Consider the following 25656-nt stretch of genomic DNA (forward strand, 5'->3'; position numbering starts at 1 on the left):
CAGATCCTCTCTTAGCTCAGGCGGCCATCTGTCCCAAAATCCCTGATAACGGACAAGATAAAAAGGCACCCGTCATACGAATGGCGGGTGCTCTCGGAGGCCTTCAACCTGCGCGCAAGTGGGTGGTTGTCATGTCGATCAACAGACGACCCGTCTCTCCGCGAACTTCGGTGCGAATGACAATGAGTTTACCACCGCGTTTGACCGTGGTGGATGTTGCGATCAGATCGCCCGTCCTTTCATTACCCGACAAGACTGTGTGAAGATCAACGGCGAGTGGAAAACCGGACCCGTCTTCACCAATGCTTTCCAAATCGCCGATTGCACAGAGGGTCGCTGCGATGTCGGCAAACCAGATCAAGGCACCAGCGTGCATTGTTCCGAACGGATTCTTCGCGGATTCGGTTACCGGCATCTTGGCAACCACGCGTTCGGGCTCGCGGCTTTCAATGTTAAAGCAGATTTCGCCTTTCCATTCATTCGCAGCCAGCTTTTCTCTGATGGTCATCCCTACACCCTCGATTTTCGGTGACGAGAGCAAGCTTGCATCTGGAACAACTGAACTCGACCCAGAACTTGCGCAATCGGGTTTTCGAAGCAACTGACGGAAGGTGTCGCAACCGGACATTGGGACATTCGCCGTGAAAGCCCGAAAGGTCTGTAGGGCCGCCGCTCTTCCTGAGCGCTGCGAAATTCTCATTCCTGCGCTATAGATTCTAACAGAAAATCCGACAAGCCTGCCATTCAGCAGACAAATCACAATTGCCAACACGTTTTGACGACATTGCGTTTTACTTTGCCGCTAAAAAAGTTGGCCGCCAAATTTCGGATTCTTGGCCTTTGTCCAATATCAGGCGCGCGGACCTCGCCGCGAACCTGACAATGGAGACCATACAGTGCCCTACGCCCTCGAAAACTCACTCCAAGATTCACTCGTCGATATCAAGACCGTCTGCGCGACTCTGTGCCGGTCACGCGCCAGCATATACCGTGACATCCAACGAGGTGATTTCCCGGAACCTATCAAACTGGGCGGTTCGTCTCGCTGGCGGATGTCGGACCTCAACAAGATCGTTGACCCTGACGCACCGATGGCGGCCTAAACTGCCCCGGCAAGAAAATCCCCACCTATGATCTAACTCCCAATATCCCACGCTCTGCCCCGCCTTGTCGGGGCTTTGTCGTTTCTGGTGGGGGGGGATTGGTGAATTTCCTGTTCGGGGGCCTCTGGGTGCAAGCGGCGTTGCCCCTCACGAGGCAAAAGCCGCGCCCGCAAAGTGTCGCGCAACATGATCAACTCACGATAAACCCGCCGAACACGACGCCTGCGGTGCATCGCCTGTCTTGGCCATCTCGGCATACGAACGAAGATCAACCCGCGCGTGGGAGCCAATCTTGCGCAGGGCCGCGTTGGTCCGCTTTTCCCATTCTCCGCGGATACGCTTGATTTCTCCGGGGCCTGAGGTTCTGTCGTCAAGAACACGCGTTTTCTCACCAAAATCGCCAGTGATCCTATCAACCTTCCGCGTCGTCATCAGGATGTGGGCGTGGAAATTCAGGTTGGTCTTCGATGGCTTGAAGAGCCTCTGCTCGTAGTCTTCTCGCGTCAGTTCGAGTTTGCCCGCACTGTGCAGTTTCTCTTCCTCAGGGCACAAGAAACGCGGCGCGTGAATGTCGGCTTGAACAGCAATGCCGTATTCATCGCGAAGCCAGAGGCAGAAGCCGCGGACAAGCCCAACCTGCTCGAGAAGCGGTAGCTCGCGTGGCAAGGATGGGCGCAGTTCGCGGATGACTCTTGCATTCCTTCGGCGCTCAGAATGTTCGGCTGCGTTCCAGAGCTCCTCGGCGTTTCCTGTCCAGTTGATCAATTCATGCGACAGGAGGCCACCCTTTCTGCCCGGCGAAAACCGTCGTCCAACCCGCGCATCCCGAAAGGTGGTGCGCGCGGTGTAAGCGGCGGATTTGACGGCGGAGCGACCGTCGGCCCGAGAATGCAGGATGACTTCGAGTCTGCTGGCGGGGTGTATCATGTAAAGGACATCGGGCCCCAACCCGATCTCCGCACAAAAAAGTCCGCGGCAGGCGCGCAGGCAAACCCCAAGTTTGCGTAACTGCGCGCATTGCCCAGCGGGCATGCGGACGGTCGCTCACACGGCGGCCTGGCGGACCTATGTTTTCACGCAAGGGGAGCGAAGTCGGGATCCAGGCCGCATTTCCTGTTCGACCACTGAAAAGGGAGGACGAAATGGCGGACCTGGATCAACAAATCGAACAGGCGCCCGCGAGGCTCAGGGACCTCCAGGCCCGGGCGAGCGTGCAACGGCGTCGCGATGAAACGCGCAAAAAGATTATCTATGGCGCTGCTGTTTTGAAGCTTCTCGAGGAAATTGAGAGAGACAAAGCTGATCGGTTGCTCAAGCTTCTGCACGAACGTATCTCACGCGACTCAGATCGAGAGCTGTTAGGGCTGTAAACCCAGTTAGATCTTCTTGAGGCACTGCACGCTCTCAGAAGGGTTGGCTGACTTGGGTCTATTGAAAGAAAAAAACTGGCGCGGCTTACCGCGCTCAGTATCGTCAGGTCGCGACGTGAGAAACATCCTTGTCCGGCGAATAAATGTCCAGGATGTTCCAATGACCGGTCGTTGGTGTCGGGTTGTTGATCATTGGCACATCCAGCACGGTTGGCTTGCCGCTGGCGATTGCCGCTTCCAATGCAGGCAACAACTCGTCAGCAGCGCTGAGTCTGTGCCCTTCCGCGCCGTAGGCTCGCGCTATGTCGGCATAGCCCGGTCCGTTTGTGGGTGCGGCGGCTGATCCGGGGAACGTGGTTCCATAGGTCAGACCGTAATGCGCCTTTTGCAGACCTGCTATGGTTCCGAAGGCATTGTTGTTCATGACCAGCCAGATAATGCCCAGATCGAGTTCGACGGCCGTTGCCAGCATCGACGGGTTTTGGCCGAAACCACCATCGCCAACAAGGCTGATCACCACACGATCAGGTGCTGCCAGTTTCGCGCCGATCGCACCCGGAGGACCGAAACCCATCGTCGCGAACCCACCCGGGGTCAGGATTGAACCCGGCGTCAAAATGTCAAACTGTTGCCCGACACCGTTCTTGTTCCACCCAACGTCAGTGGTGATGATGGCATCCTCGGGCAGTGCCTTGCGGGTATCTGCCAGAATACGCTCGGGCATCATCGGAAAGGCTGCTGAGGCCGCCATTTCCACGTTGTGCGCTTTGAAATCCGTTCGGAAGTCGGCGATCTTCTGTTCCAGAGCGGGGCGTTTGAAACCGTCCGGATACATCTCTCGGGCGACCCGGTTGAGGGCGCGCAAAGCGGCCTTGGCGTCAGCAACGACGCCGATCTCGGTGGGATAGTTCCGACCGATTTCCTGCGGTTCGATGTCGATATGGATGACCTTCGAGCCGGGAATGTTGAACGTATAGCCGGGATACCAGCTGGAACAATCGGCCTCTTTGAACCGGGTTCCCACCGCAAAGATGTAGTCCGCATTCAAGCAGGACTGGTTGACCAATTCGGTGCCCCAAAACCCGGTCATTCCCAGTACAAGCGGATGGTCGTCTCGCAACGCGCCTTTACCCATCAGGGAATGCGCGACTGGAAGGCCCATATGTTCAACAAATTCTCGCAACTCCTCGCTGGCCTGTGCCAGAAGAATACCACCCCCGACATAAGCGACTGGGTTTTCGGCTTTAGCCAACGCTTCGACAATCTCTCCCGCTGTCTCGTCGTCAACCGACGGTTTCTTGAGCGCGCGCGTGTTGTCGCGGATACGGTCGAAACTGTCCGAGGGGATCACCTCTGAAAAGATGTCCATGGGGACATTGACCAGTACCGGTCCGGGCTGGCCGCTTTCAGCGAGATGAAACGCCTTTTCCAGAATCTCGGCTATCAGGTCGGCGCGATCCACGCGCCAAGCGCGCTTCACGAAGGGTCGGTAAATCTCCCATTGGGCTGCGTCTGCATGCAGGTTCACTTCCTGATGCGGATGTTTACCGTAGTAATGCGTGGGAATGTCACCCGCGATCACGACCATCGGGATACAGTCCAGTGCGGCGTTGGCGACCCCGGTGGCGCAATTGGTCAGCCCCGGGGAGAGATGGGACAGCACCACCGAGGCCTTGCCCGTCACGCGGGCATATGCATCCGCCGCGTGGCTGGCGATTTGTTCGTGTCGTACTGTGACGAAATCGATAGGACTTTCCGCCAGCGCAGCCAGAACCGCAATATTCGTGTGCCCGCACAGGCCGAAAACGTGCTTGACCTCACGGCGTTCGAGAAAGTCAACGATATGTTCGGCAACGGTTTTGCCGTCCAGTTTCGCTCCGTCCATCACGCGACCTCCTGTCCGTAGAACTCACCGAACAGGTCCGGCTCCGAGGGGCGATCCTCAGGGATCGGACGACTGACCCAAGTGTAGTTCATCATGTGTTTCATGGTGACGTTTTCGTTGGTGATGTTGCCGCCCCAGATGCCACAGCCCAAGCTACTGGTCATAGGCATGCCATTGGTCCAGGCACCCGCATTGGCCTTGGACTGAGGCTGTCGCACCATCATACGGCTGACCGGAGCCAGACGCGCCAACCGGTCGATGTGATCGTCATTGTGGCTGTAGATGCCGCAGGAATGGCCCTTGCCCCCGGTGTTGTAGATCTGGCTGACCGTTTCCAGCGCATCATCGAACGTTTCGAAGTGATAAAGCGCCATCAGCGTGGTCAGTTTTTCCTTGGAGAACTTGTGCTGCGGGCCGATTTGCCCCTGGTTTTCAACCATCAGAAACTTGCGATCTTCGGGGATGCTAAAACCGGCGACCTTGGCCGTTTGCTGCGGCGGACAGGCGATGGTCGGAAATGTACGGTTTCCCTTTTCATCCCACATGGCCGCTTCGAGCATGGCCTTCTCTTCATCCGAACACAGGTAGCCGCCCTCGGCTTGCAGCGCCTTGATCATATCGTCGTAAACTGAGCGCTGGATGATGATGTTGCCGTCGGCCGAGCAGCCCGACCCAAAGTCGGAGGTCTTTGAAATGCGAGTGTTCTGCGCGGCGATGTCCAGATCGGCGGTTTCATCGATGACGATGGACGAATTGCCCGCGCCGACGCCATAGGCCGGACGCCCTGAGCTGTAGGCCGCTTTAACCATGGGCTTACCGCCAGTGGCCAAAGTCAAGTCGCAGATCTCCATCAGATGTTGCGTCAATGGGATCGAGGGTTTGCGAATGGATTGAAACAAGTCCTCGGGGGCACCGGCAGCACGACAAGCTGCACGCATAACCTCGACCATTTCGAAGGTCGTATGAGCGGTTCGCGGGTGCGGGCTGAAGATGACGGCATTCCGGGCGTTGGCGGCGGAAACGCCGGTCACCGGTGGTGTCATCGCTGGGTTAGTCATTGGGATCAGGGATGCGATGACGCCAGCAGGTTTGGCATATTTCACCAGACCTTTTTCCTCATCAACCTCGACGATGCCGGTCGAGGGTGTGCGCAAGACATCTCGCAGCACCATGTGAATCTTGAAGCGCTTCGCTGGGCGGCCTTCGCGATCTCCGATACCGCTCTCATCTACGCCTTGTTGAGCCAGACGCGTGAAGGTTTTCTCATTACCCGCATACCACGCAATGGCCTGAGACAGGCGGTCCAGCCTGTCCTGATCCCAATCCTCGATCTCGGCCATGGCGGCGCGGGCGCGTGCCAGCATATCTGCCGCCGTGTTGCGGTCGTTTTCAGTGAGCTCTTTGCCCATGATGATCCTCTTGGTGTTTTGGAATTGTAGCATCGGGCATACGACGCTGTGACCGCGCCTCGCCAAATGTTCGCTTGGCGTGGCTGAGACAGCGACGCGCGTGTTCTTCATATCCCAACTCGGCAACGCGGCTTTGGTTGGGCAGTTCGATGGAATAGTCGACGGGCGGCATCCGTTCGATGATGCCGGTGAAGTCAATCCAGCCTTCGCCGGGATAGAGCCGCGCATCGCGGGCCAACTGGATCATGCCCTCACGCGTATCCGCGATGCCAGGCAGGCAATCAGAGATATGCAGGAAATGAAACAGATCCGAGGGGACGTGTAGCAACTCTCCCAAATCCACGCGGCTGAGGTGCAGGTAGAGCGTATCGACCAGAATACCGCCGTTGGGCTGATCGGAGGCACGCACGATATCAAGCGCCTCATCCAGAGTGCGCAAGCGGGAGAAGCTTGGAAACTCAAGGTCCACTGTTAGCCCATACGGAGCCGCCAGTTCGCAGGTCTCAGAATAGACGTCGATCAGGAAGTCACGATCATCGCGGGTGTTGGTCCACGCGCTCATGATCATACGCTTGGCGCCCAGTTCCCCGCCAATCTCCAGCGACGGCTCGAAACTGCGCGGATCGACATCTTCTGTGATGCGCGCAAGTTCGACATCGAGGACTTTCAAGCCAGTGGTAGAGAGAGCAGTTTTGGTGGCATGCACCTGTGCCTTGTCGATTGGAGATTGAGTGAATTCACCGGGCACATGCATCGGAATGAAGCGGGGGCTGACGGCATCGTAACCGGCCCGCGCTGCGGTATAGACCAACTCGGGCGGCGTACAGCCAATCAGCGTCAGATGCGCCAAGGAATAGAGAGAGGGGCTTGCGCCAGCCTCTTCGGGTTTCACCATGAACGGCAGCTCCACGTGTCTGCGAATCTCAAATTCATCACACGTAGTAAAAAATATCTGATATTTTTTAAAATATCAACTTTTAATACTGAGCAGGAAATGAAAGCGCCCGGGCAACTGCCCGGGCGTGTTTTTCATTCTTGTTGGCAGAGCCTTAGAGAGTGACCCAGTCACCTCCGGACTGGTGAGAGCGCACGGAGGCTCCAATAAACCGGACGCCATCTGCACCTTGTTCGACACTGGGATAAGTAAGCCAATCATCCGGAACGGTAACGCCATCCCGACGCGCGGCTACGGCCATAGCAAATTCCGTATAGAGGTTGGCCCAGGCTTCGATAATCCCTTCTGGGAAGCCGCGCGCGGTCCGGATTAGACGTTCTGCGCCGGGGCCGATGCCATGCCCGTGACCTCGGCTGATGATACGATCCGGCTCACCGAACCGATTGAACTTCAGCTGTTCCGAATTCTCCAGGTCCCACTCGAGACCTCCTTCGTTCCCGAATATGCGCAACCGCAACCCTCCCCGATTCCCGGGGGCAAGGCGTGTCGCCATCAGGGTTCCCGGAACCTCGTTTTGATAGCGGGTGAACATGAATGCTGTGTCTTCCAAAGGCTTTGGCGCGCCGCAGACATGAAACTCAGCCCGTAGGTCGGTCAAGGGCAGGCCCGAGACAAAACTGGCGAGATGCGCGGCATGGGTGCCGATATCGCCGACACAGCTGGTCGGACCAGAAATCTTTGGGTCCAGCCGCCATTTGACGTGGGGCGCATCAGCCACATCATCGGGCGTCATCCAGTCTTGCATGAACTCGACGTGGATTTGGTTGATTTTACCGATGCCGCCTTCCGCCACGATTTGTTTGGCCTGACGGATTACTGGAAAACATGACATCGCATAGCCGACAGCAAAGATGTGTCCCGTGCGCGCGGTAATCTCCTCAATCCCTTCGGCCTCCGCGACTTCGTTGGTCAGGGGCTTATCGCACAGCACGTCAATGCCCGCCTCCAGAAAGGCTTTGGCCGCTTCGAAATGAACGTGGTTCGGGGTGGTGATCATGACGGCATCTACGCCATCCGGGCGCGCCGCCTCGGCCTGTGCCATCTCGTCGAACGACGCATAGCACCTGTCTGCCGGCAGGAACCACTCGGCCCCGCGCGCCTTGCTTCGCGCGGCGTCAGAACTGAGCGCTCCTGCGACGACCTCCCACCGGTCGGTCATCCGCGCGGCCGTTGCCTGCGTGACAGAGATCCGTCCGCCGCCGATAACGCCCAGCCGCAAACGGCGAGGCAACCGGGGGAATGGACCGTCAAAGTTCAGGTCTTCGGGTAAAAGTCTCTCAGCCATTCTGAACCTCCATTTCCGGGACCCGTACGCCTTCCGGCAGCATTTCCACCGCCATGAAAATGCTGGGGGTAATCGTCTCGTACTGATGCCAGGGATAGTTGCCTTCGGCGTCATACATCGGTTTGTGCGTCGTGCCGGGGGCCATGAATTCTTCGAGGTAAAGGGATTCAACATCCCGCTCACGGCATTGCTGCATTTTCCCAAAGCCTACGATTTGTGTATGCACTTCGCGAAACCCCGGTACCGGGCAGAACGGATGATCCTTGTGCAATCCGACATTCAGCGGCACCGAGCCGGAATGGTACATGGTCAGCCCAACGTTACCCACAAAGACCTTTGGGGACATGTAGTGGCTGACACCGCGTAAACGCTCCTCTTGGCGAACATCAAAAGCAGATGGCCATGTATCTTTCACCCATGCGAACAACTCGTTGTCATCGGCATGGGCGTCGAAATCGTGGACAATGACTGCACGTTCCACGCCGCTAAGCGTGCTGTCTTGCACGATCACAGAGGAAAGCGGTGCAATGGTCTGATCCTCGACAGAGAGATTTCGCCCCCCAAGGTTAAGGACGATGGCGCGACCCTCGATAGAAATTCTGCGCTCGTCAGTTATGTGCTGGACGCGAAAGAATGGCTGAGCAAAGTCGAGTGTCTCAATCGGCATGAACCAATTCCTTCCTCTCATCGTTAAGGAAATCGACCGGCAAAGGCTCCGGAGCCGCGCAACGGCTTTCTATCGTCTGATAGGCGCCAAATTTTGGTGCCCGTTCGATCGCGTCCATGACCTCGAAAACGTGGTAGGCGAGCGCTCCACTTGCGCGGGGTTGGCGTCCTTCTTGCGCCGCCAGGGCCAGATCCAAAAGGCCGAGCCCGCGGCTGTCTTCATTGAATCCATGTTTGTTTTTGACCACTTGCCAGTCCTCGCGACCTGTTGGACGGGGCTGATGAGACCAGCGCGAGGTGTCCCGCGTTTTCAGCCAAACATCCCCTTGAAAGATATTGGCACCATGAACCGGGTCTGGGTCTGGGATGCTGATGGTGCCTTTTTCACCGTAGATCTCGAACCGCGGCGTTTCGCTGTCCCAGACGTCGAAGCTCATGGTCATCGACCCTATAGCTCCGGAGGAGAACTGCAGCAGGCTAAGGGAGTGCGTGTCGACCTCGACGTCCATCCATTCGCCGTTGCGAGGGCCGTTTTCGATCATCCTTTTGTCGAAAGTGCATCGCGCCATTCCGGCGACCCGGTCAACCGGACCAAGGCAGCAAACCATGGCGGTCAGGTAATATGGCCCAAGGTCCAGCAAGGGCCCGCCACCGGCCTGGTAGTAGAAATCCGGGTTGGGATGGTGGCGTTCCGTCCCGTGGGTACCGACATGGGCAAAAACCCCTGTCGGTTTGCCAATGGCACCCTCATCGATCAAGCGCCGAACGGTTTGCCAACGACCGCCCAGAAATGTGTCGGGTGCGCAACCGACCAGTAGCTCCTTTTCAGAGGCCATGTGCAGAATCGTCTTACCATCCGTTCGATCCATAACCAGCGGCTTCTCGGAATAGACGTGCTTGCCCGCCTCCAACGCACGCAGGCTGATTTCGGCATGCGCCGCCGGAATTGTCAGATTCAGAACGCAGTCAATCGTCGGATCGTCAAACACCCCATCTGGCGCACAGGCCTTGGCGATACCGTATTGATCTGCCTTGGCGCGGCTTTCCGAAGGGTCAAGGCTTGCGCAAGCCACGACCTCAACGTTTGAGAATTTGGATAGTGTTTTTAGATAAATATCGCTGATACGACCACAGCCGATAAGGCCGACCCGGAAGGATTTCGATGTCTCACGTGTCATCATTCCTGTCTTCGTAGAGGGGTAAGTAATTAGGGGGCATCGGCCCTTTGTTGCGGCCACCCTGGTTCATCTGTTCCCAAGCGTGGGCGAGTATTCCGACCGAGCGGGACAGGCAGAACAGCCCTCGCGACAAGGGCGCAGGAAAGCCAAGTTCGCAGAAGATCACAGCTGTCGCGCCGTCAATATTCATAGCAATTGGCCGACCGCCTCGTTGACGACCGAGTTCGGCTTGAACCTCTTCTCCGATATCGGCAAACCGGCCAGAAACTGTGCCTTCTGCCGCCGCATCTCGAACAAGTTGCATCAATCGGGGTGCGCGTGGATCGACAGGTTTGTGAAACCTGTGACCAAAGCCCGAGACGATCTTGCCATAGGTCTCGCGCCAGCTGTCCAGACCGTCCTTCACTGCGTCATTCAACGATGCTCCGCAATCCATGCGAGCTGCGATATCATAGTACAGCTCTGCACACTGCTCTCCTGCCCCGCCGTGCACGTCGCCCAGCATGTTCACCGCAGTCGCCATCGCGTTATTGAGACCTACCCCGCAGGTGGCGGCCATACGCGCAGCCGCGATTGAGGGAGCCTGTGGGCCGTGATCCACGCCTGCGACCAAAGCGGCTTCGAACAGGCGCGCTTGCGCGTCGCTGGGTAGATCGCCCCGCACCATAAGCCAGATCATCTGCGGGAAAGATACGTTTCCGATCAGGTCCTCTATGGCGTTGCCACGAAAAGAGATCTGTCCGGGTTTCATGTCGATGATGGAGGTACGCCACCATTGGCGAACGGCGCGCTCATCGTCTGTCGTCTGCGCGGTCATTGCGTCTGCACCTCTTTCACCGGCTGAGTTTTGCTTTGCGCAGCAAGGCGAATGGGTGCATTGCGCGCGCCATAACCGGCATAGCCCATACGGCGTTCAACAATTTCGAAGAAGAAGCCGTTAAAGATGGGGCGGCTGTATATCTGAAAATACTCAGCACCCGCCGCCCGATCGTAGAGAATGTTCCCCCTGCGCAATTGGGCGACCAAATCGTCATCCAATCCGAATGTCGCTTGCAGATCAGCGTAGTAGTTCTCCGGGATGGACAGGCTGGGAAAGCCTGATTTGCGCAACTGATTCGACGTTTCAAAAATATCGTCCGACTGGAAGGCGATGTGCTGAACACCGGCCCCAAACCCATCTTCAAGGAATGACGCTGCCAGTGTTCTACGCCCAACGGCCCCGTTCAGGTTCAGGCGCACTTCGCCTTCGGGACTTTCGATAGCCTGGCTTTGCACGACACCGGACGGGTCGGCGACGTTCACGATAGGAGACTTTGCCATCTCAAAAGTTGAAATGTAGTAAAGCAGCCAACTTTGCATCTCATCGTGACGCATGGTCTGTGCCAGATGGTCGATACGGCGCAGACCGGCAGGCTGGGTCGCTTTGGTTTTGGCAACTGGCTCGAACTCGATGTCCCAAACTCGATGCAGATCGGATTTCTCATCTATGAAATGGACGACATTGCCGCCAACACCTCGGATGGCCGGGATGTCCAGTTCCCCGGTCCCCACCGGCTGTGAGAAATTCGGCGCGCCCAGCGCGGTCGCGCGCTGAACCGTCTGATCCGCGTCCTTGACGCGCAACCCCATGTCGCAGACCGAGGGGCCGTGGCCCAGAAATGCCGAATGTGCGAAGCCTTCCTTTTCGGTATTCACAACGATATTTATCGCGCCCTGCCGCCACAGCTCGACGGACTTGGATACGTGTTTTCGCTCCATTCGAAAACACATTGCTGACAACATATCTGCCAGCTGCGCGCCGCTTGTTTCGTCGGCTGTAAATTCGACGAATTCGAAGCCTGACGCATAGACGCGTTCCGGCAGGTTCCGGATGCCGAAGTCGGTTCCCGGCTCGGTCCGGGATACCTCATCCAGGAGGTTCACCAGCGACCTGTAGCTGTCTCGGGCCAGTGTTCGGCCACCGGGTTGAGGAGCTGCTTCGTTGACGCGTGCAACCGACCAAGGCCCTTTGTATCCGGCGCGGGACAACACGCGAACGAAGCCCGCAAGGTTCAGCGACCCAAGCCCCGGCAGAAGCCCAAAGTGCCGCTTGAGCCGACGTATATCCATCTCAAGCCGGGGTGCATCGGACAGTTGCACATGGACCAGCCGCTCTCCGGGAATGTCCCGAAGGCGGGCTGGTTTGGATCCGTCGGCAAGCGAGAAGAAGGAATTCAAAGCCAACCCCAGATTAGGGCTGTCGACAGCATCAACGACGCCTAACGCCTGTTCATCCGAGTGAATAAGATCCGACCATGGCAAGCCCATATAGGCCAGACGCATCCCCATTTCTTTAGCGATTTGGGCCGCCTCGCCAAGATCTGCGATTACCTGTTCTTCAGTTGCAGTGGCATCGACGTCGAAGGCAGACCCGATTAGCAGTAATTCCGTTCCCAACTCGGTCATCAGGTCGAGTTTGCGTTTCAGCCGATCAAAGGCGCGCTCACGTCCGGCTTCGGGCTGGCCTTCAAGATTATGGAAGGGTTGTAACAGGCATATCTTCAGGCCGAGGTCCGATGCAATCTTGCGGACTTGCGATGGCGGTCCGTCAAAAGCGGTCAAATCCGGTTCGTGTAATTCGACACCCCCGAATCCCGCGTCAGCGATAGCACTCAGCTTTTCAGCCAGATCACCGGGGATCGACGTTGTCGAAACCGACAGGCACATTATCCCTGATATCCAAACATACGCGGCAACCACAGGACCAGATCCGGCATCAGCATCATTATCACCAAGGCGAAGATGAGAACCGCGAGGAAGGCCCAGATTTCGGAGATGATTTCGCGCAGCGGAATGTCCGTCACGGCATTGATCACAAAGAGTAGAATGCCATAGGGCGGCGTGATCAAACCGATCATTGAGTTCACGACGACCAGCACTCCGAAATGCACCAGATCAATCCCGAGCGCTTCGCAGGTTGGAATGAACAGGGGCACGATCACCAGGATGATCGTTGTTGCGTCTAACACGCATCCCAGCGCGAGGATCAGCAGGTTTACGAGGATCAGGAATACAATCGGGCTAACATCCGAACCCTCCAGCAGTGCCGAGATCGACTGTGGAATCTGTTCCTGAATGACGATGAAGTTCAGAATGAACGCGCCACCAATGACCACCCCGACGGCGGCGGAGGAGCGCGCGCTGTCGACGAACACTTGATAAAGGCCACGGAAGGTCAGCGCGCGGTAGAACAACGCTGCCAGTAGCAGAGCGTAGAATGCAGCAACTGCGGCGGCTTCGGTCGGAGTGGTGACGCCGCCATATATACCGTACAGCAGGATTGCGGGCATCAGCAGTGCCGGAAAAGCGTTGGCGGTTTTAGCCGGCAATTCGCGCAGAGGAACAGGTTCTTCCAATGCAAAGTTCCGCTTTCCGGCCAGATAATAGTTCATCGCCATGAGGACGACGCCCATGATCAGGCCCGGAAGAATACCGGCCAGGAACAGCGACCCGATAGAGGCCTTGGAAACGAGCGCGTACAAAACCATCGGGATCGAGGGCGGAATGATCGGGCCAATCGTCGCCGACGCCGCCGTGATCGCGGCTGCGTAACCTCGGCTGTAGCGGCCATCCTTGGTCATCATCTCAATGATGATTTTACCGATCCCCGCGGCATCCGCGACGGCCGAGCCGGACATACCCGAAAAGATCAGAGACGCTACCACGTTGACGTGCCCGAGACCGCCCTTGAACCGACCAACAGCGGCGACGCAGAAGTTCAGCAGACGGTCCGTGATCGAGCCCGCGTTCATGATATTGGCGGCGACGATGAACAAAGGCACGGCAAGCAGGATCGTGCTTTTGTAGAAGCCCTGCAGGATCTTCTCGCCTGCGAGTGCTACGTCCAGCCCGGCCGTGCCCAGATACACCAATGAGGCCAAAAGGATGGAATATCCGATAGGTGTCCCGATGCCTGCCAAAAGAAAGAGAGCGAGCAGGCAGGAAAGAAGTTCAAAACTCATTTCTTAACTTCCTCGTCCCCTTCGACGTCGACACGGGGATGATCGTCAACGACGTTGTACCCAACGACCAGCTCCAACTCTGTCTTTGGTGGGCCATTGCGCATGACGTCGAAGAATAGCCACGCGTAGCGCGCTGCGACGACCAGCATGAATACCGCGTAAATCGAGAATACTGTGCGCAAAGGTATCTTCTCGCCGGAAAACGGATTGCGGACAGTCGATGTCTTGCGGATTTTCATCCAATCGATGTAGTCCCACGTCGGAAGGAAGCTGTAGAGCATACCGACCACGATCGCTGCGGCCGCCAGCATCGCAAAGACCTGCCGCACGCGCATCGGCACGGAAAGGTAGATGATGTCGAACTTCACGTGATCCCGTTCTCGCACTATGAAAGCGCAACTGAAGAAGATCACCCAGACCCACAGAATGCCGATGAGTTCAAGCGTCCATCCGGCGGGGGTAAAGAAGTACCGCAGAAGTATTTGTAGAAGGAAGATCAGGAAGATTGCCGCCAGCATCCCGCCGGCAATCGCTTCGGTCAGTCGGGAGAACCCCTTAATAAAGGCTTTCATTGTGGTTCTCCCTCCATTGTCTTACTGGGCTCAGTTGCCCAGAGCGTTGATCTGATCCAGAACGCCTTCGGGCCATGAGCCAGCGAACTCGCTGTCCAGATACATAGACTGTACCTGATCGCGGAACGCTGCCAGATCGGGTTCGTAGATCTCCATGCCCTGCTCTTTCAGGAAACTGACAAGATCCTCTTCTTTCTGAAGCTGCTTCTGACGGCCCGACTCAGCGGCTGCGTCCGCAGCTTCCTGAACCTTGGCTTGCTGTTCCGGCGTCAACCCGTCCCAAACTTCTTTGCCAATGGCGATGTAGTTCAAGTCGACCAAGTGCGATGTCAGGATGATCTGATTGGTCACTTCGTAAAACTTGGCATCAACCACGGTCGGCAATGGGTTGTCCTGACCGTCAACGGCACCGGTTGACAGAGCTGTGTAAACCTCTGAGAACGCCATTGGTGTCGGGGCGGCACCCAACGCTTTGCCAAGGAACTGCCACGCATCTGTGCCCGGCATCCGCAGGTTCACACCCTCCAGATCAGCCGGGGTGCTGACGGTCAGTTCATCCTTGGGTTGGCGCAGGTTCACCTGACGACGGCCCAGATACATGACCGACAGCAGTTTGACGCCCAGCTCTTCTTCGGCTTTTTGCTTGAAGGCATCCATCAAGGGATCGTTGAAGACAGCCACCTGATGCGCGGCGTCCTGGTGGACATAGCCTGCGGTAAAGATCGAAAACTCGGGGAAGAACTGTGCCAGTTCCTGCGCCGAGGTAATCGACATTTCCAGGTTACCCCGGCTGATGGCGTCCAACTCCGTACCTTGGGCGAAGATTGTGCCGTTATAGCTGGGCTCATAACTTGCGAAATCAGCGACCATGGGTGCGAAAACCTCGGCCATAGCGACCGAGCGCTGATCGGTCTCCGACCCTGATGTTGCGAGGCGAAGTTGGACTTTGTCTTCCGCCAGCGCACCACTTGTTGCGCTAAACAGAACACCGGTTGCGACCAGGGCTGATACAGCAGCCCGGCGGGTAAGTTTGGTAATCACTTTGCTCCTCCCTGAGACATCATGATGCTTCTTTTTTGCGATTCAGAGTTTTGACCTATTTTGGACATTTTGCAAGATTTTTTACAAAATATCTGATATTTTAGACTGCCGTCATACCTACCACTGGTGTTTTTTGTAAGTTTTTGATCCTGACCGTATCACCTGTTCTGCAGGAATTCTGAATAGCTTCAATAACTTGAAGCGTTCTGAAGCCTTCCCATCCAGACACAATCGGTTCTGCTTCGTGTCGAGCTACCTCAACAAAGTGCCTAAGCTGATTGACCAGAGGGTCAGACGCCCCCTTCTTCAGCGCGGTCGATGAGATTGGCGTCCACCAGTCCCTTTGCTCACTCTGGTAACTCCACAGGCGAAGATCGGGAACGGACAACGAACCATGAGAGCCACCTATCATGTAGCTACTCTCAGTGGTTGAAGGATAGATTGGATATTCCTGAGACGTCATCTCCCAGCTCCATGGAGCAACGATGCTGTCGGACACACTTATGGTCCCAATCGCCCCACTTTCGAACGTCAACAGAGCACCGGCAACATCTTCGTTGTCATAACCGCGCTTGGATACAGCCGACTGAGCCTGAACGGTCACGACTTCTCCGGCCAAATACCGCAGAAGATCGACGTCGTGGACCAGATTGACCGAGATGGGCCCTGCACCTGGTTTCTTTCGCCAGGGCGCAGCATCAAAATACTCGTCTGGCTTATAGAACCAGCAATTCGCATGGACAGCGCGCACATCTCCAATCTTCCCATCGGCTATGGCTTCCTTAGCCGACCGGATCAGAGGATTGTGTCGACGATGATGTCCGACCATCAGTGGCACATTGGCCTTCTCCGCTGCTTGAACAAGCTCAAGTGCAGCGGTGGCTTCTACGGCGATCGGTTTTTCGACAAGAACGGGACAACAATTTCGAACACACGTGAGGCCTTGTTCGACATGAAGCGTGGTAGGGGTCGCAAGAACAGCTCCGTCCGGCGCCTGGTCTGCAAACATTTCCTCAAGGGTCGCGTAACATGCGACTCCGTGCTCAACGGCGTAAGCACGACCGTCATCGCTGGGGTCGACCACCGCGACGAGATCAACATGGCGCAACGCTCGGATAGCGTCCGCGTGGCGGCGTCCAACAAGACCAATGCCGACAATGGCAATGCGAAAATTCTTAGACACTTTGTTTCCTTCCGGAGGGTCTGGAAAATCCCGAAACCGATGATTGCGATCGGGCTGCTTTGCCCAACTTGGCCACGACCGTATTGGGGTTTTCGCGATTCCGCAATAATGTATGATATTTTTACTTATACCATACATCAGTTTGGATTGCTGATGTCTCTGAAAAATGCTAATTGAACGAGGAAACTGATAATATCGGGTGAAACGCATGGCGAAACAGCCGTCTACGATAGGTGCAAGCACCTATCAGCGCATCAAGCGGGACATCATCTTCGGGGAGCTGCAGCCCGGCTCCAAACTGAAGCTGGACGCCTTGAAGGAACGCTACTCGGCAAGCCTTTCGACACTTCGTGAAACGCTGAACAGGCTCGCCAGCGACGGATTTGTCGAAGCTCCCGAGCAACGGGGTTTCCTGGTCACACCAGTATCACGAGAAGACCTGACCGAGATATCAGAGCTGCGAGTCCTGTTGGAATGCCACGCGTTGGAATTGTCCATTGCGAATGGCGACACGGATTGGGAAGGCAACCTCGTTGCCGCACACCACAAACTGCACCTGATGGAACAGCAGCTTCTCAAGGGCGACGAGTCCGAGAAAGAAACCTGGAAACGATATGATTGGGAGTTTCACCAAGCGATGATCGCGGCCTGCAACTCCAAAAACCTTCTGTCTCTGCACTCCATCATCTACGACAAGTACTTGCGGTATCAGATGCTTGTGCTGACTTATCGCGGCGAAGAGGCGGTCAAGGAGCACAAGGGCATGTTCGATGCCGCGCTGGCCAGAGACGCCGACACGGCGAAGAGGCTGTTGGAAGATCACATTCGAAATGGCCTCCAGCATACCTTGGAGGCTATGTAAGACGTTCCCCTTGCCGCAATAGCGACAGCCTTCAACGCAGAGCACCCCGGTGAAGGCGAATTTCTTTTGATCGAATTCGCCAGTCAGGGCACCGCTACGACAATTGACCTTTCGGCTTACCCCTTGAAGGTCACGGCACGCATATTTTACAGAGTGTTAATGTGTGGGGTTTGTGTCCAAGACGGACCTCCGCTACCATTATCCCCCTCATTTTCCGTTAGGTACGTGAACTTCCCGCCGTTGGTTTTGCGTGGAATGTGCACTGGGTGACAATCCGGATAACAGCAGATGAAAATTCACCTGCGAAATGTGTTGGGATTCGCTGCTCGGGCGTTGCATGAGTTGAAACTGCGCCGCACATCGCATCCTTGGTTGGGCTGTTCAGACCTCGCCGCCATCATCGTGATCCAAGGGCGCATAGCTTCCATCCTTGCGATGCACTTCCCGTCCACTTAGCGGCGGATTGAAAACGCAGACTAGCCGCAGGTCCGTGTCTGTCGCACGCACCACATGCCGGTCGTGTAGATCCAGCGCATACAGGGTGAATGGCTCAAGGGTGTGCCATGTGTCATCGTCAAACGCCCTGATCTGCCCTTTACCTTCGATACAATAGCACGCCTCGAAATGATGTTTATATTCAAGTTCAAGCGCAGCACCCTTTTTGATGATCGTGTCCGTCAGCGAAAACCCCAATCCGTCAGAGGCAAGCAGCAACCTTCGGCTGCTCCACCCCGGACCAGAGACGTCCCGATCTGTCTCAAGGATATCTGCAAGTGCTGTAACAATCATCTTTCTCCGCCTTTTTGCTATCGCACCGCCCGGTTCATTCCACCGTCGGACAGTATACTCTGACCATTGATATACCGCGCGGCGTCGCTGGCAAGAAACACGCAGGCCTGCCCGATTTCCTCAAAGGTAGCGGGCCGTTGGGCGGGGATTTCCCGACGGGCCCGATCGGACAGGTTCACATTCTCGCAGAATCCGGGCAGCAGGTTGTTCATGCGAATGTTGTGCCGGGCGTAACGATCACCATACAGCTTCGAGAAACTGTGCAAGGCACCGCGCAGCACGCTCATGGGGTAAGGCGCACGCGGCTCTACAGCGTTCATGGATGAGATATTGACGAATGCACCGCCGCCCTGCTCGATCAATATGGGCGTGAGGATGCGGGCAATTTTGACAACGTTCAGCACGTACATGTCCAAACTTTCGTGCCAAAGCGCATCGCTGAGCTCCAGCAGCGGCCCGTCAAAATCCGGATCGAATCCGACGGTTTTGATGGCTTCGGGCACCGTCCCACCGTGGCCCATATTACTGACGATCGCGTCAATCCGCCCGTACTTGCTTATGGTGTCGTCGATCATTGCTTGCAGATCATCGACATCCAGCACGGACCCCCTGCGTCCAATACCGCCAAGTTCCTCTGCCAGTTCAACCGAACGGTTAGATGGGGACATCAGCGAGACCTTGTAGCCGGCTTTCGCCATTTCAATGGCGCATCCCCGGCCGATACCTTGTCCGGTTCCCGTCATCAGGGCGACCTTAAGTTCGGGCATGATCTTTCCTTTCTTCAGGCAGACTACTTATGAGATTTACTCAATCGAAATCAGCCTAATTGCTGGAAAGGAAGCAGTACTATCGAGTTTTTGGTATCCTGATGTTAGATATTCTCACATGATTGAAAATCTCAGACACCTACGGGCCCTTCAAGCGTTTGATGAAACGGCGACCCATTCCAGCCTGACAAAGGCAGCGGATGTGCTGAACGTCACCCACGGGGCGATCAGCCGTCAAATCAAGCTACTGGAACTGCATCTTGGCGCGGTGCTTTTTCATCGTCGTCCCAATGGAGTCGAACTGACCAAGGCCGGGGAACGCTTGTATCAATCGACGCGAGGGGCGTTTTCCGCATTGCAACTGGGTGTGTCAGAGGTAAAGCGGATTCGTCATCGCCAGTCGATTACAGTGTCGTTGTCCACATCTCTGGCGCTCAAATGGCTTGTCCCATTGCTCAGTTCGTTTCAACAGGAGCATCCGGGTATCGCCCTGCTGCTGGACACAAATGACGCCTATGCGGACTTCGACAGGTCCGAGGTCGACATAGCCCTGCGTTTCGGCAAGCCCGGCTGGGGCGAGCTGTATCATGAGCAAATAAAGCAAGAAGAGTTGATTGTCGTCGCCGCGCCATCGCTTGTTGAAAAACAACGACGACCAATGCACGCCGAGGAGGTTGCTGACCTCCCGCTCTTGCACGACGCCTTCAACGTTGGATGGGAAAGTTGGGCTGCGCAGGTTGGGCTAAGCCCCGAGCGGATCAAGTCACAGAGTGTCAAATACGTGGATAGCGCCGTTTTGTTGGAGGCCGCTATTGACGGACAGGGCGTGGCCTTGGCAAGAAACCTGCTGGCCGCCAGAGACTTGGAACTTGGCCGACTAATCCGCCTGGATGACAGCAGCGTCCCACTGGACCGTGGGCTGTATTTCGTCTGTCGCCCCGGCGATCAGTAGCGGGTCACAGTGAGAATTTTCAAGAAATGGCTCATGTCGATTTGAGGATTTGCCTGTTGTACCGAAGTCAGCATCACCACCTACAGGTTCAGACTCGACGTTCTTGATTAGTATTCAACAACTCAGCATGATCCAAAGATGGGAGTTGGGATCGAAAATTGGCTGAACGGTCTTGGTCTGGACCAGTATGTTGACGCTTTTGTCCAGAATGACGTTGACGCGCGGGTCTTGCCACTTTTGACCGCGGAAGACCTGAAGGAATTAGGCGTCAGCCTCGGTCATCGCAAAATTCTGTTGGCGGCGATCTCTGATCTGACACCCGATGACGCGCCCGCGCCCAAGGCTGTGGACACGGACCCCATCGACCGGCCCACCCGATCAACCCCCGTGCCAGAAACATCGGACAGCGCAAGCCCGGTCGCCGAGCGACGCCACCTGACGGTTATGTTCGCTGACCTTGTTGGGTCGACCGAATTGACGAACCGGCTGGACCCAGAGGACATGCGGATCTTATTGCTGAACTATCAGGACGCAGTCGCAGGGGCCGTCAGTCGATATGGCGGGTACGTGGCGAAATATCTGGGCGACGGGCTTCTTGTATTCTTCGGCTGGCCGCGCGCCTACGAAGATCACGCCATTCGCGCGGTCAAGGCCGGGTTGGATGCGATCAACCGCGTCAGAGAGCTTCGAACACCTGATGGGGACCAACTGTCGGCACGGCTGGGCATCGCAAGCGGCGATGTCGTGGTCGGGAACACCGTCACCGAAAACACTTATGAGGAAGGCGCCATGACCGGCCCGATCCTCAATCTGGCGGCACGGATTCAGGAACATGCAAAACCAAATACGGTTGTCGTTCCCGAAGAAGAAACCGAAGCTGCCCTGCATCGTATCTTTGAGTTTGAAACGCTCGGGGAAGTGGATCTGAAAGGGTTCAAAGACCCCCGAACCTTGTTAGAGGTGGTGGCCGAACGCAGTGCCGAAAGCCGGTTCAAGGCCTCCCACGGGGACGAAAGCACCAGCGCCCTTATTGGGCGGGATTACGAAAAGGGCATCCTTCTACAATCGTGGCAAAGGGCCCGTAACGGACAGGGCGAGGTGGTTCTTCTGTCGGGCGAACCGGGCATTGGCAAATCCCGTCTGACAGAAGAGTTCCTGGCTGACTGCACGACGGATGATCAGGCAGACGTTATCCGGCTGAACTGTTCTCCATACCTGACCAGCAGTCCCTTCCATCCGGTCACGGAACGAATTTCCCAAGACGCAGGTGTCGAGCCCGATTTCGACGACAATCAAATTTTGGAACATGTGCGCGACATGCTCAGTTCGCGCCCCGGGCTGAATCTGGAAAAGGTTCTGCCGGTTTTCGCCGCTCTGGTTGCCCCGCGCAGTGCGCTGGCCCGACAGATTCTTGAATTGTCACCACAAGAACAACGCGACCTTACGATCCAAACTCTGATCAAGACGGTCAAGATACGGTCGAACGCACGACCCGTGATCCTGTGCGTGGAAGATGCGCATTGGATCGACCCTTCGACTCAGGCCCTGTTAGAGCGGTTCAAAACGATCTGTGCCGACCTACGCCTGATTATCCTGATTACCCACAGACCAGAATGGGAGTTGGGCAAGAGCGAAGGCGAAGCGCATGTTCAAACACTGAAATTGCGGCGCTTCGATTCCGCTCACGTCGCGAATTTAATCCGCAATATCTCGGGGGCAGAGCCTGATCAGAAGATGATCAATCTGATCATCGAAAAAACCGACGGCGTGCCGCTGTTTGTCGAGGAACTGACGCGCGCAATCCTAGAGGCCGGAGGTCAGGACAACGTCGCCATTCCCTCTTCGCTCAAGGGTGCTTTGATGGCCCGTCTGGACGCCGTTTCTCAAACCGCAAAGCGGGTTGCGCTGACGGGGTCGGTCATTGGCCGTGAGTTCGACCCGGTCTTGCTGGGCGCTGCCATGGGAGAAGACAAGTCAAGCGTTCAGACAAGTCTGGATGAGTTGTCCCGTACTGGCCTGATTTTCGAAAGCGGGCATAACCGTGGGCATTTTGTCTTTCGCCATGCCCTGATCCGCGACACGGCCTATCAATCCATGCTTGGCTCTACCCGGCGGCAACAACATGCAGATGTCGCACAGGCCCTGAATACGCTACGATCCGCCGAAATTGCACGCCGGCCCGAACTGGTCGCCCGCCATTTATCCGAGGCCGAGGACTGGGCCGCTGCTTTCGACAAGTGGCGCACAGCAACCGAAATGGCCCTTGCCCGGTCCGCCAGCCAAGAGGCAATGTCCAATGCGCGCGAGGCGCTTATGGCGGCCCAAAATATGGGCGCTGGGATCAGCGTGGAAACGATTGTCGGGCAGATTCTTGTTGGCAGAAGCTATGACAGCCTTGGCGAGTTGCCGGAAGGGATTGCGGTTCTCAAGAAGGCGTCAGACGCCGCCTGTCAGATTGGCGATATCGGATTGGCGGCGGATGCCGCCAACCATTTTGCGGATTCCTGCATGATGTCCAGCGAACGACACGCCGAAGCCATAGAGCTTTGCAGAGACGCTCTGGACGCCCTGCCGGAAGAAGATGAAACCCGCCGCTGCCGCCTGATAAGCCAGCTTGCACGGGCATATATCTTTGTCGGCCAATTAGCCGAGGGTTCCCGATATGGACAGCTTGCCATGGAGCTTTCAGCGAAACTTGGGGATCACAAGTCCCAGTTTTCGGTCATGATGATGCATTATGGCGCGCCCTTTGTCGCCAGAAAGGAAAGCGAAGCACGTAACTGGCGCGAGAACCTAGAAGCAATGCACAAAGTTGCCGAAAAGCTTGGCAGCATTGATCAGGGTCGCGACAGAACCCTAAGCCTGTTTGTGGGTGCGGAAATGGCAGATCGCCAGCTCATGGAGCACTCGCTTGAGTTGTTGACCGAAATATCCAGAAAGGACAATCACCTACAGCTTTACTGGGTGCAAAAACATGCGCGCGCAATGGTTGCCATAATGGACGGAGACTTTGAGGCGGCGGAGAAACACGCGACAGAAGCCGTCAAAATTGGCCGAAAGACGCATGGTGAGCATGTCGAAGGCGTCTATGGCGTTCAGATGTTCACGATCCGTCGCGAACAGAACCGATTGCACGAAGTGGCGCCAGTCATCAAGAAGCTGATGTCGGAAAGCCCCGGCGATGTCGCTTGGAAACCGGGGTTCGGGCTGATCGCAGCCGAGCTTGGGTACAAGGAACCGGCCGAACGTATTCTTAACGAAATGGCTGAAAACAATTTCGTTTTGCCGCCCGACGCGATGTATACGACGACCTTGTCCTACCTTTCTGACATCAGCGTCGCCGTCGAACACAAGCGGCACGCGGAAGCGCTTTTTGAAATTCTCAAACCCTACGAAGAGCTGACGATTACAGCAGGCGCAACCACGGTGTGTGCCGGTGCCGCAGCGCGGCGTCTGGGCAGCCTTGCCGCTTTGCTGGCGGATTGGGAGGCGGCCGAGCGCCTTTTCGAAAAGGCAATCGAGATCGACACGCGGATGGCCTCGGTCCCCTGGATTGCGCATAGCAAGGCGGCTTTTGCCTCGGCGCTGCGGCGTCGAGGGCGCGCGGCCGACATACGCCGGGCATTTCAACTGGAAGCGGAAGCGTTGGCAACGGCACAAAAATTAAGTATGGTTTCCCTTAGGTCAAAGCTTGAAGGAACTGCCGTTTGACCCCTTAAAAATGCTTGGGGGAGCATGATGCCAAGATACATTATCGAAAGAAATTTTGCAGAACAGCTTGATGTAACAAACGACGACAAGATCAAGATTAAAGAAATCAACGACGAAGAAGGGATCGAGTGGATTTTCTCGTTCCTCAGCGCGGATAAGCGAAAAACCTACTGCCTGTACGAAGCCCCGGACGAAGAAAGTTTGCGCAAGGCGGCCAAAAGGCTGAATATCCCAGCCGACGTCATTACGCCGGTCGACCGGATCGACCCCGGAATTTTTGCCTGAAGCCCAACCGTTCTCCTACGGATCAAAAATCACATCAATACCGGGAACAGGTGGATCTTCGATTACTGGGGCAGTAGCGCAAGAAACCTTTTATGCAAATGAAAGGTTATCCCAATGTTTGATTTGAAGTCGCTGCACGGCGATATGGTAACGGTTGATCAAGACGCGCTCGATGCCCTTAGCGCATCGCTCAGGGGGGGCGTTTATCTTCGCGGCAGCCCCGAATACGACGAAGCCAGAACGACCTGGAACAGTATGGTCGAGCGATACCCCGGTTTCGTGATCCGGGCCTTGGGCGCCAGCGATGTTCAGAAGGCGGTCAATTTCGTGCGCGATGCCGGGTTGGTGATGTCTGTCAGATCTGGCGGCCACCAGATTGCAGGTCACGCGGTTGCGGACGAAACAGTCATGCTGGACCTGTCGCATATGCGATCCGTCCACGTTGACCCGATTGCAAAATCTGCGCGGGTCGCTCCGGGTGCCCTGCTTGGCGATGTGGACCGCGAGACACAGGCCCACGGTCTTGTCGTTCCGACCGGTATCAACTCGACCACAGGGATAGCCGGACTTACGCTTGGCGGTGGCTTCGGCTGGACCACGCGGAAGTTCGGCATGACAATCGACAATCTGGTATCGGCTGAGGTTGTTACGGCAGAGGGCGAAATTGTCACCGCATCCGCCAGCAGTCACCCCGAGCTGTTCTGGGCGATCCGTGGGGGCGGCGGAAACTTTGGCGTCGTGACGTCCTTTGAGTTTCAATTGCATGACTTGGGGCCAGAGGTCCTGTCAGGCTTGATTGTGCATCCCATTGAAAACGCCCCTGCGCTGTTGGCAGAATATGCCAAAATCGCGGACACATCACCGGACGAGCTGACCGTCTGGAGCGTCATGCGAAAGGCCCCGCCATTACCCTTCCTGCCGGAAGAGTGGCACGGACGAGAAATCCTGATCTTTGCCGCCTGCTATGCCGGTGCAATGGAGGATGGCGAAAAGGCCGTCGCCGGGTTGCGCGCGTTGGGTGATCCGATTGTCGATGTTATCTCGCCGCATTCCTTCGTGGATTGGCAGGCTGCTTTCGATGCTCTTCTGACACCCGGCGCTCGAAATTATTGGAAAAGCCACGATTTCGAAACGTTGTCTTCGGATGCGATAACGGGATTGCTGGACGGCATTGCCACGCTTCCGGATCCGGCGTGCGAGGTGTTCATTGCCCATGTCGGGGGTGCGATGGCACGGGTTGGAGCAGATTCAACGGCCTATCCACAACGGTCGGCGCATTTCATCATGAATGTGCACACACGTTGGGAAGATCCCGCCAAGGACGCCGAATGCATCGACTGGGCGCGTACTCTGTATGACAGGATGCAGCCGCACGCGACCGGCAGCGCCTATGTGAACTTCATGCCCGAGGATGAGGCCGACCATATGGCTGGAGCCTACGGCGCGAACGGCAGCAAGCTGTCCAAAATCAAGGGCAAGTACGACCCCGGCAACCTGTTTAGGGTCAATCATAATATCCTGCCGACCTGAACGGCACAGGGTTATGCCATCCGACGGCGGCCCAAACACGGGTCGCCGTCAAGGGTGATCGAACCGTGACGCTCATTGTTCGACATACGCAAATGCGCCCTTTTCAAATCTT

23 protein-coding genes are annotated in these 25656 nt (G+C 56.4%); 7 read left to right on the plus strand and 16 right to left on the minus strand.

Features of this window, described 5'->3' with window-relative positions:
- Positions 1-103: 103 nt before the first annotated feature.
- Positions 104-508: a PaaI family thioesterase gene (locus GOV88_RS14765; protein ID WP_171123645.1), complete on the minus strand. Its 405-nt coding sequence runs from the start codon at positions 506-508 to the stop codon at positions 104-106.
- A gap of 388 nt (positions 509-896) precedes the next feature.
- Between GOV88_RS14765 and GOV88_RS14770 the strand changes: the two genes are divergently transcribed.
- Positions 897-1103 carry an AlpA family phage regulatory protein gene (locus GOV88_RS14770; protein WP_171123647.1) on the plus strand — a complete coding sequence of 69 codons (207 nt, stop codon included), beginning with the start codon at positions 897-899 and terminating at the stop codon, positions 1101-1103.
- Positions 1104-1298: 195 nt separating this feature from the next.
- Here the strand turns inward: GOV88_RS14770 and GOV88_RS14775 are convergent, their stop codons facing one another.
- Positions 1299-2135 (minus strand): MobA/MobL family protein, encoded by an 837-nt coding sequence (locus tag GOV88_RS14775; RefSeq protein ID WP_371808249.1) that lies wholly within the window; start codon positions 2133-2135, stop codon positions 1299-1301.
- A 110-nt stretch (positions 2136-2245) separates the two neighbouring features.
- On the opposite strand from GOV88_RS14775, the gene GOV88_RS14780 reads away from it, so the two are divergent.
- Positions 2246-2473, plus strand: a complete 228-nt coding sequence (locus GOV88_RS14780) for a hypothetical protein (RefSeq protein ID WP_171240914.1) — start codon at positions 2246-2248, stop codon at positions 2471-2473.
- Positions 2474-2576: 103 nt separating this feature from the next.
- Here GOV88_RS14780 and GOV88_RS14785 read toward each other — a convergent pair whose 3' ends face one another.
- From GOV88_RS14785 to GOV88_RS14840, 12 genes are all read right to left on the minus strand, one after another.
- Positions 2577-4358 carry a thiamine pyrophosphate-binding protein gene (locus tag GOV88_RS14785; RefSeq protein WP_171240915.1) on the minus strand — a complete coding sequence of 594 codons (1782 nt, stop codon included), beginning with the start codon at positions 4356-4358 and terminating at the stop codon, positions 2577-2579.
- Positions 4358-5767 (minus strand): aldehyde dehydrogenase family protein, encoded by a 1410-nt coding sequence (locus GOV88_RS14790; RefSeq protein WP_171240916.1) that lies wholly within the window; start codon positions 5765-5767, stop codon positions 4358-4360. Before GOV88_RS14790 ends, GOV88_RS14785 begins: the two co-directional genes overlap by 1 nt.
- The gene (locus tag GOV88_RS14795; RefSeq protein WP_171240917.1) at positions 5748-6662 is read right to left on the minus strand and encodes a sugar phosphate isomerase/epimerase; all 915 of its coding nucleotides are present in this window, start codon (positions 6660-6662) and stop codon (positions 5748-5750) included. The genes GOV88_RS14790 and GOV88_RS14795 overlap by 20 nt, the downstream gene beginning before the upstream one ends.
- A gap of 154 nt (positions 6663-6816) precedes the next feature.
- A complete protein-coding gene (locus tag GOV88_RS14800; protein WP_171240918.1) occupies positions 6817-8007 on the minus strand; it encodes a Gfo/Idh/MocA family protein in 1191 nt (396 codons plus the stop codon).
- Entirely contained in the window at positions 8000-8674 is a 675-nt protein-coding gene (locus GOV88_RS14805; protein WP_171240919.1) for a hypothetical protein, read from the minus strand. Before GOV88_RS14805 ends, GOV88_RS14800 begins: the two co-directional genes overlap by 8 nt.
- On the minus strand, positions 8664-9851 hold the full coding sequence (locus tag GOV88_RS14810; protein WP_254449242.1) for a Gfo/Idh/MocA family protein: 1188 nt from the start codon (positions 9849-9851) through the stop codon (positions 8664-8666). Before GOV88_RS14810 ends, GOV88_RS14805 begins: the two co-directional genes overlap by 11 nt.
- Positions 9841-10668 carry a citryl-CoA lyase gene (locus GOV88_RS14815; RefSeq protein ID WP_170353336.1) on the minus strand — a complete coding sequence of 276 codons (828 nt, stop codon included), beginning with the start codon at positions 10666-10668 and terminating at the stop codon, positions 9841-9843. Before GOV88_RS14815 ends, GOV88_RS14810 begins: the two co-directional genes overlap by 11 nt.
- Positions 10665-12590 (minus strand): bifunctional sugar phosphate isomerase/epimerase/4-hydroxyphenylpyruvate dioxygenase family protein, encoded by a 1926-nt coding sequence (locus GOV88_RS14820; protein WP_371808250.1) that lies wholly within the window; start codon positions 12588-12590, stop codon positions 10665-10667. The genes GOV88_RS14815 and GOV88_RS14820 overlap by 4 nt, the downstream gene beginning before the upstream one ends.
- Positions 12557-13852, minus strand: coding sequence for a TRAP transporter large permease (locus GOV88_RS14825; RefSeq protein ID WP_170328647.1), 1296 nt, complete (start codon positions 13850-13852; stop codon positions 12557-12559). Before GOV88_RS14825 ends, GOV88_RS14820 begins: the two co-directional genes overlap by 34 nt.
- Positions 13849-14424, minus strand: coding sequence for a TRAP transporter small permease (locus GOV88_RS14830; RefSeq protein ID WP_171125991.1), 576 nt, complete (start codon positions 14422-14424; stop codon positions 13849-13851). The genes GOV88_RS14825 and GOV88_RS14830 overlap by 4 nt, the downstream gene beginning before the upstream one ends.
- Before the next feature lie 30 nt (positions 14425-14454).
- Positions 14455-15465 carry a TRAP transporter substrate-binding protein DctP gene (gene dctP, locus GOV88_RS14835; RefSeq protein WP_170429695.1) on the minus strand — a complete coding sequence of 337 codons (1011 nt, stop codon included), beginning with the start codon at positions 15463-15465 and terminating at the stop codon, positions 14455-14457.
- 100 nt (positions 15466-15565) lie between these two features.
- Positions 15566-16858: a Gfo/Idh/MocA family protein gene (locus tag GOV88_RS14840; RefSeq protein WP_254449243.1), complete on the minus strand. Its 1293-nt coding sequence runs from the start codon at positions 16856-16858 to the stop codon at positions 15566-15568.
- Here GOV88_RS14840 and GOV88_RS14845 point away from each other — a divergent pair.
- A complete protein-coding gene (locus GOV88_RS14845) occupies positions 16857-17510 on the plus strand; it encodes a GntR family transcriptional regulator (RefSeq protein ID WP_170353340.1) in 654 nt (217 codons plus the stop codon). The two genes, GOV88_RS14840 and GOV88_RS14845, sit on opposite strands and share 2 nt — an antisense overlap.
- 381 nt (positions 17511-17891) lie before the next feature.
- Here GOV88_RS14845 and GOV88_RS14850 read toward each other — a convergent pair whose 3' ends face one another.
- Both GOV88_RS14850 and GOV88_RS14855 read right to left on the minus strand, forming a co-directional pair.
- Positions 17892-18299, minus strand: coding sequence for an ectoine synthase (locus GOV88_RS14850; RefSeq protein WP_171240921.1), 408 nt, complete (start codon positions 18297-18299; stop codon positions 17892-17894).
- 17 nt (positions 18300-18316) lie between these two features.
- Positions 18317-19066: an SDR family oxidoreductase gene (locus tag GOV88_RS14855; RefSeq protein WP_171240922.1), complete on the minus strand. Its 750-nt coding sequence runs from the start codon at positions 19064-19066 to the stop codon at positions 18317-18319.
- A 118-nt stretch (positions 19067-19184) separates the two neighbouring features.
- Here GOV88_RS14855 and GOV88_RS14860 point away from each other — a divergent pair, with 118 nt between their 5' ends.
- From GOV88_RS14860 to GOV88_RS14875, 4 genes are all read left to right on the plus strand, one after another.
- Positions 19185-20018, plus strand: coding sequence for a LysR substrate-binding domain-containing protein (locus GOV88_RS14860; RefSeq protein WP_171240923.1), 834 nt, complete (start codon positions 19185-19187; stop codon positions 20016-20018).
- Between the two features lie 138 nt (positions 20019-20156).
- Positions 20157-23729: an AAA family ATPase gene (locus GOV88_RS14865; RefSeq protein ID WP_171240924.1), complete on the plus strand. Its 3573-nt coding sequence runs from the start codon at positions 20157-20159 to the stop codon at positions 23727-23729.
- Between the two features lie 27 nt (positions 23730-23756).
- Positions 23757-24014, plus strand: coding sequence for a DUF4242 domain-containing protein (locus GOV88_RS14870; RefSeq protein WP_171211291.1), 258 nt, complete (start codon positions 23757-23759; stop codon positions 24012-24014).
- Positions 24015-24128: 114 nt separating this feature from the next.
- A complete protein-coding gene (locus GOV88_RS14875) occupies positions 24129-25544 on the plus strand; it encodes an FAD-binding oxidoreductase (RefSeq protein ID WP_171123677.1) in 1416 nt (471 codons plus the stop codon).
- Positions 25545-25656 lie beyond the last annotated feature (112 nt).

Source organism: Ruegeria sp. HKCCA5491 (assembly GCF_013034565.1).
Taxonomy (GTDB): domain Bacteria; phylum Pseudomonadota; class Alphaproteobacteria; order Rhodobacterales; family Rhodobacteraceae; genus Ruegeria.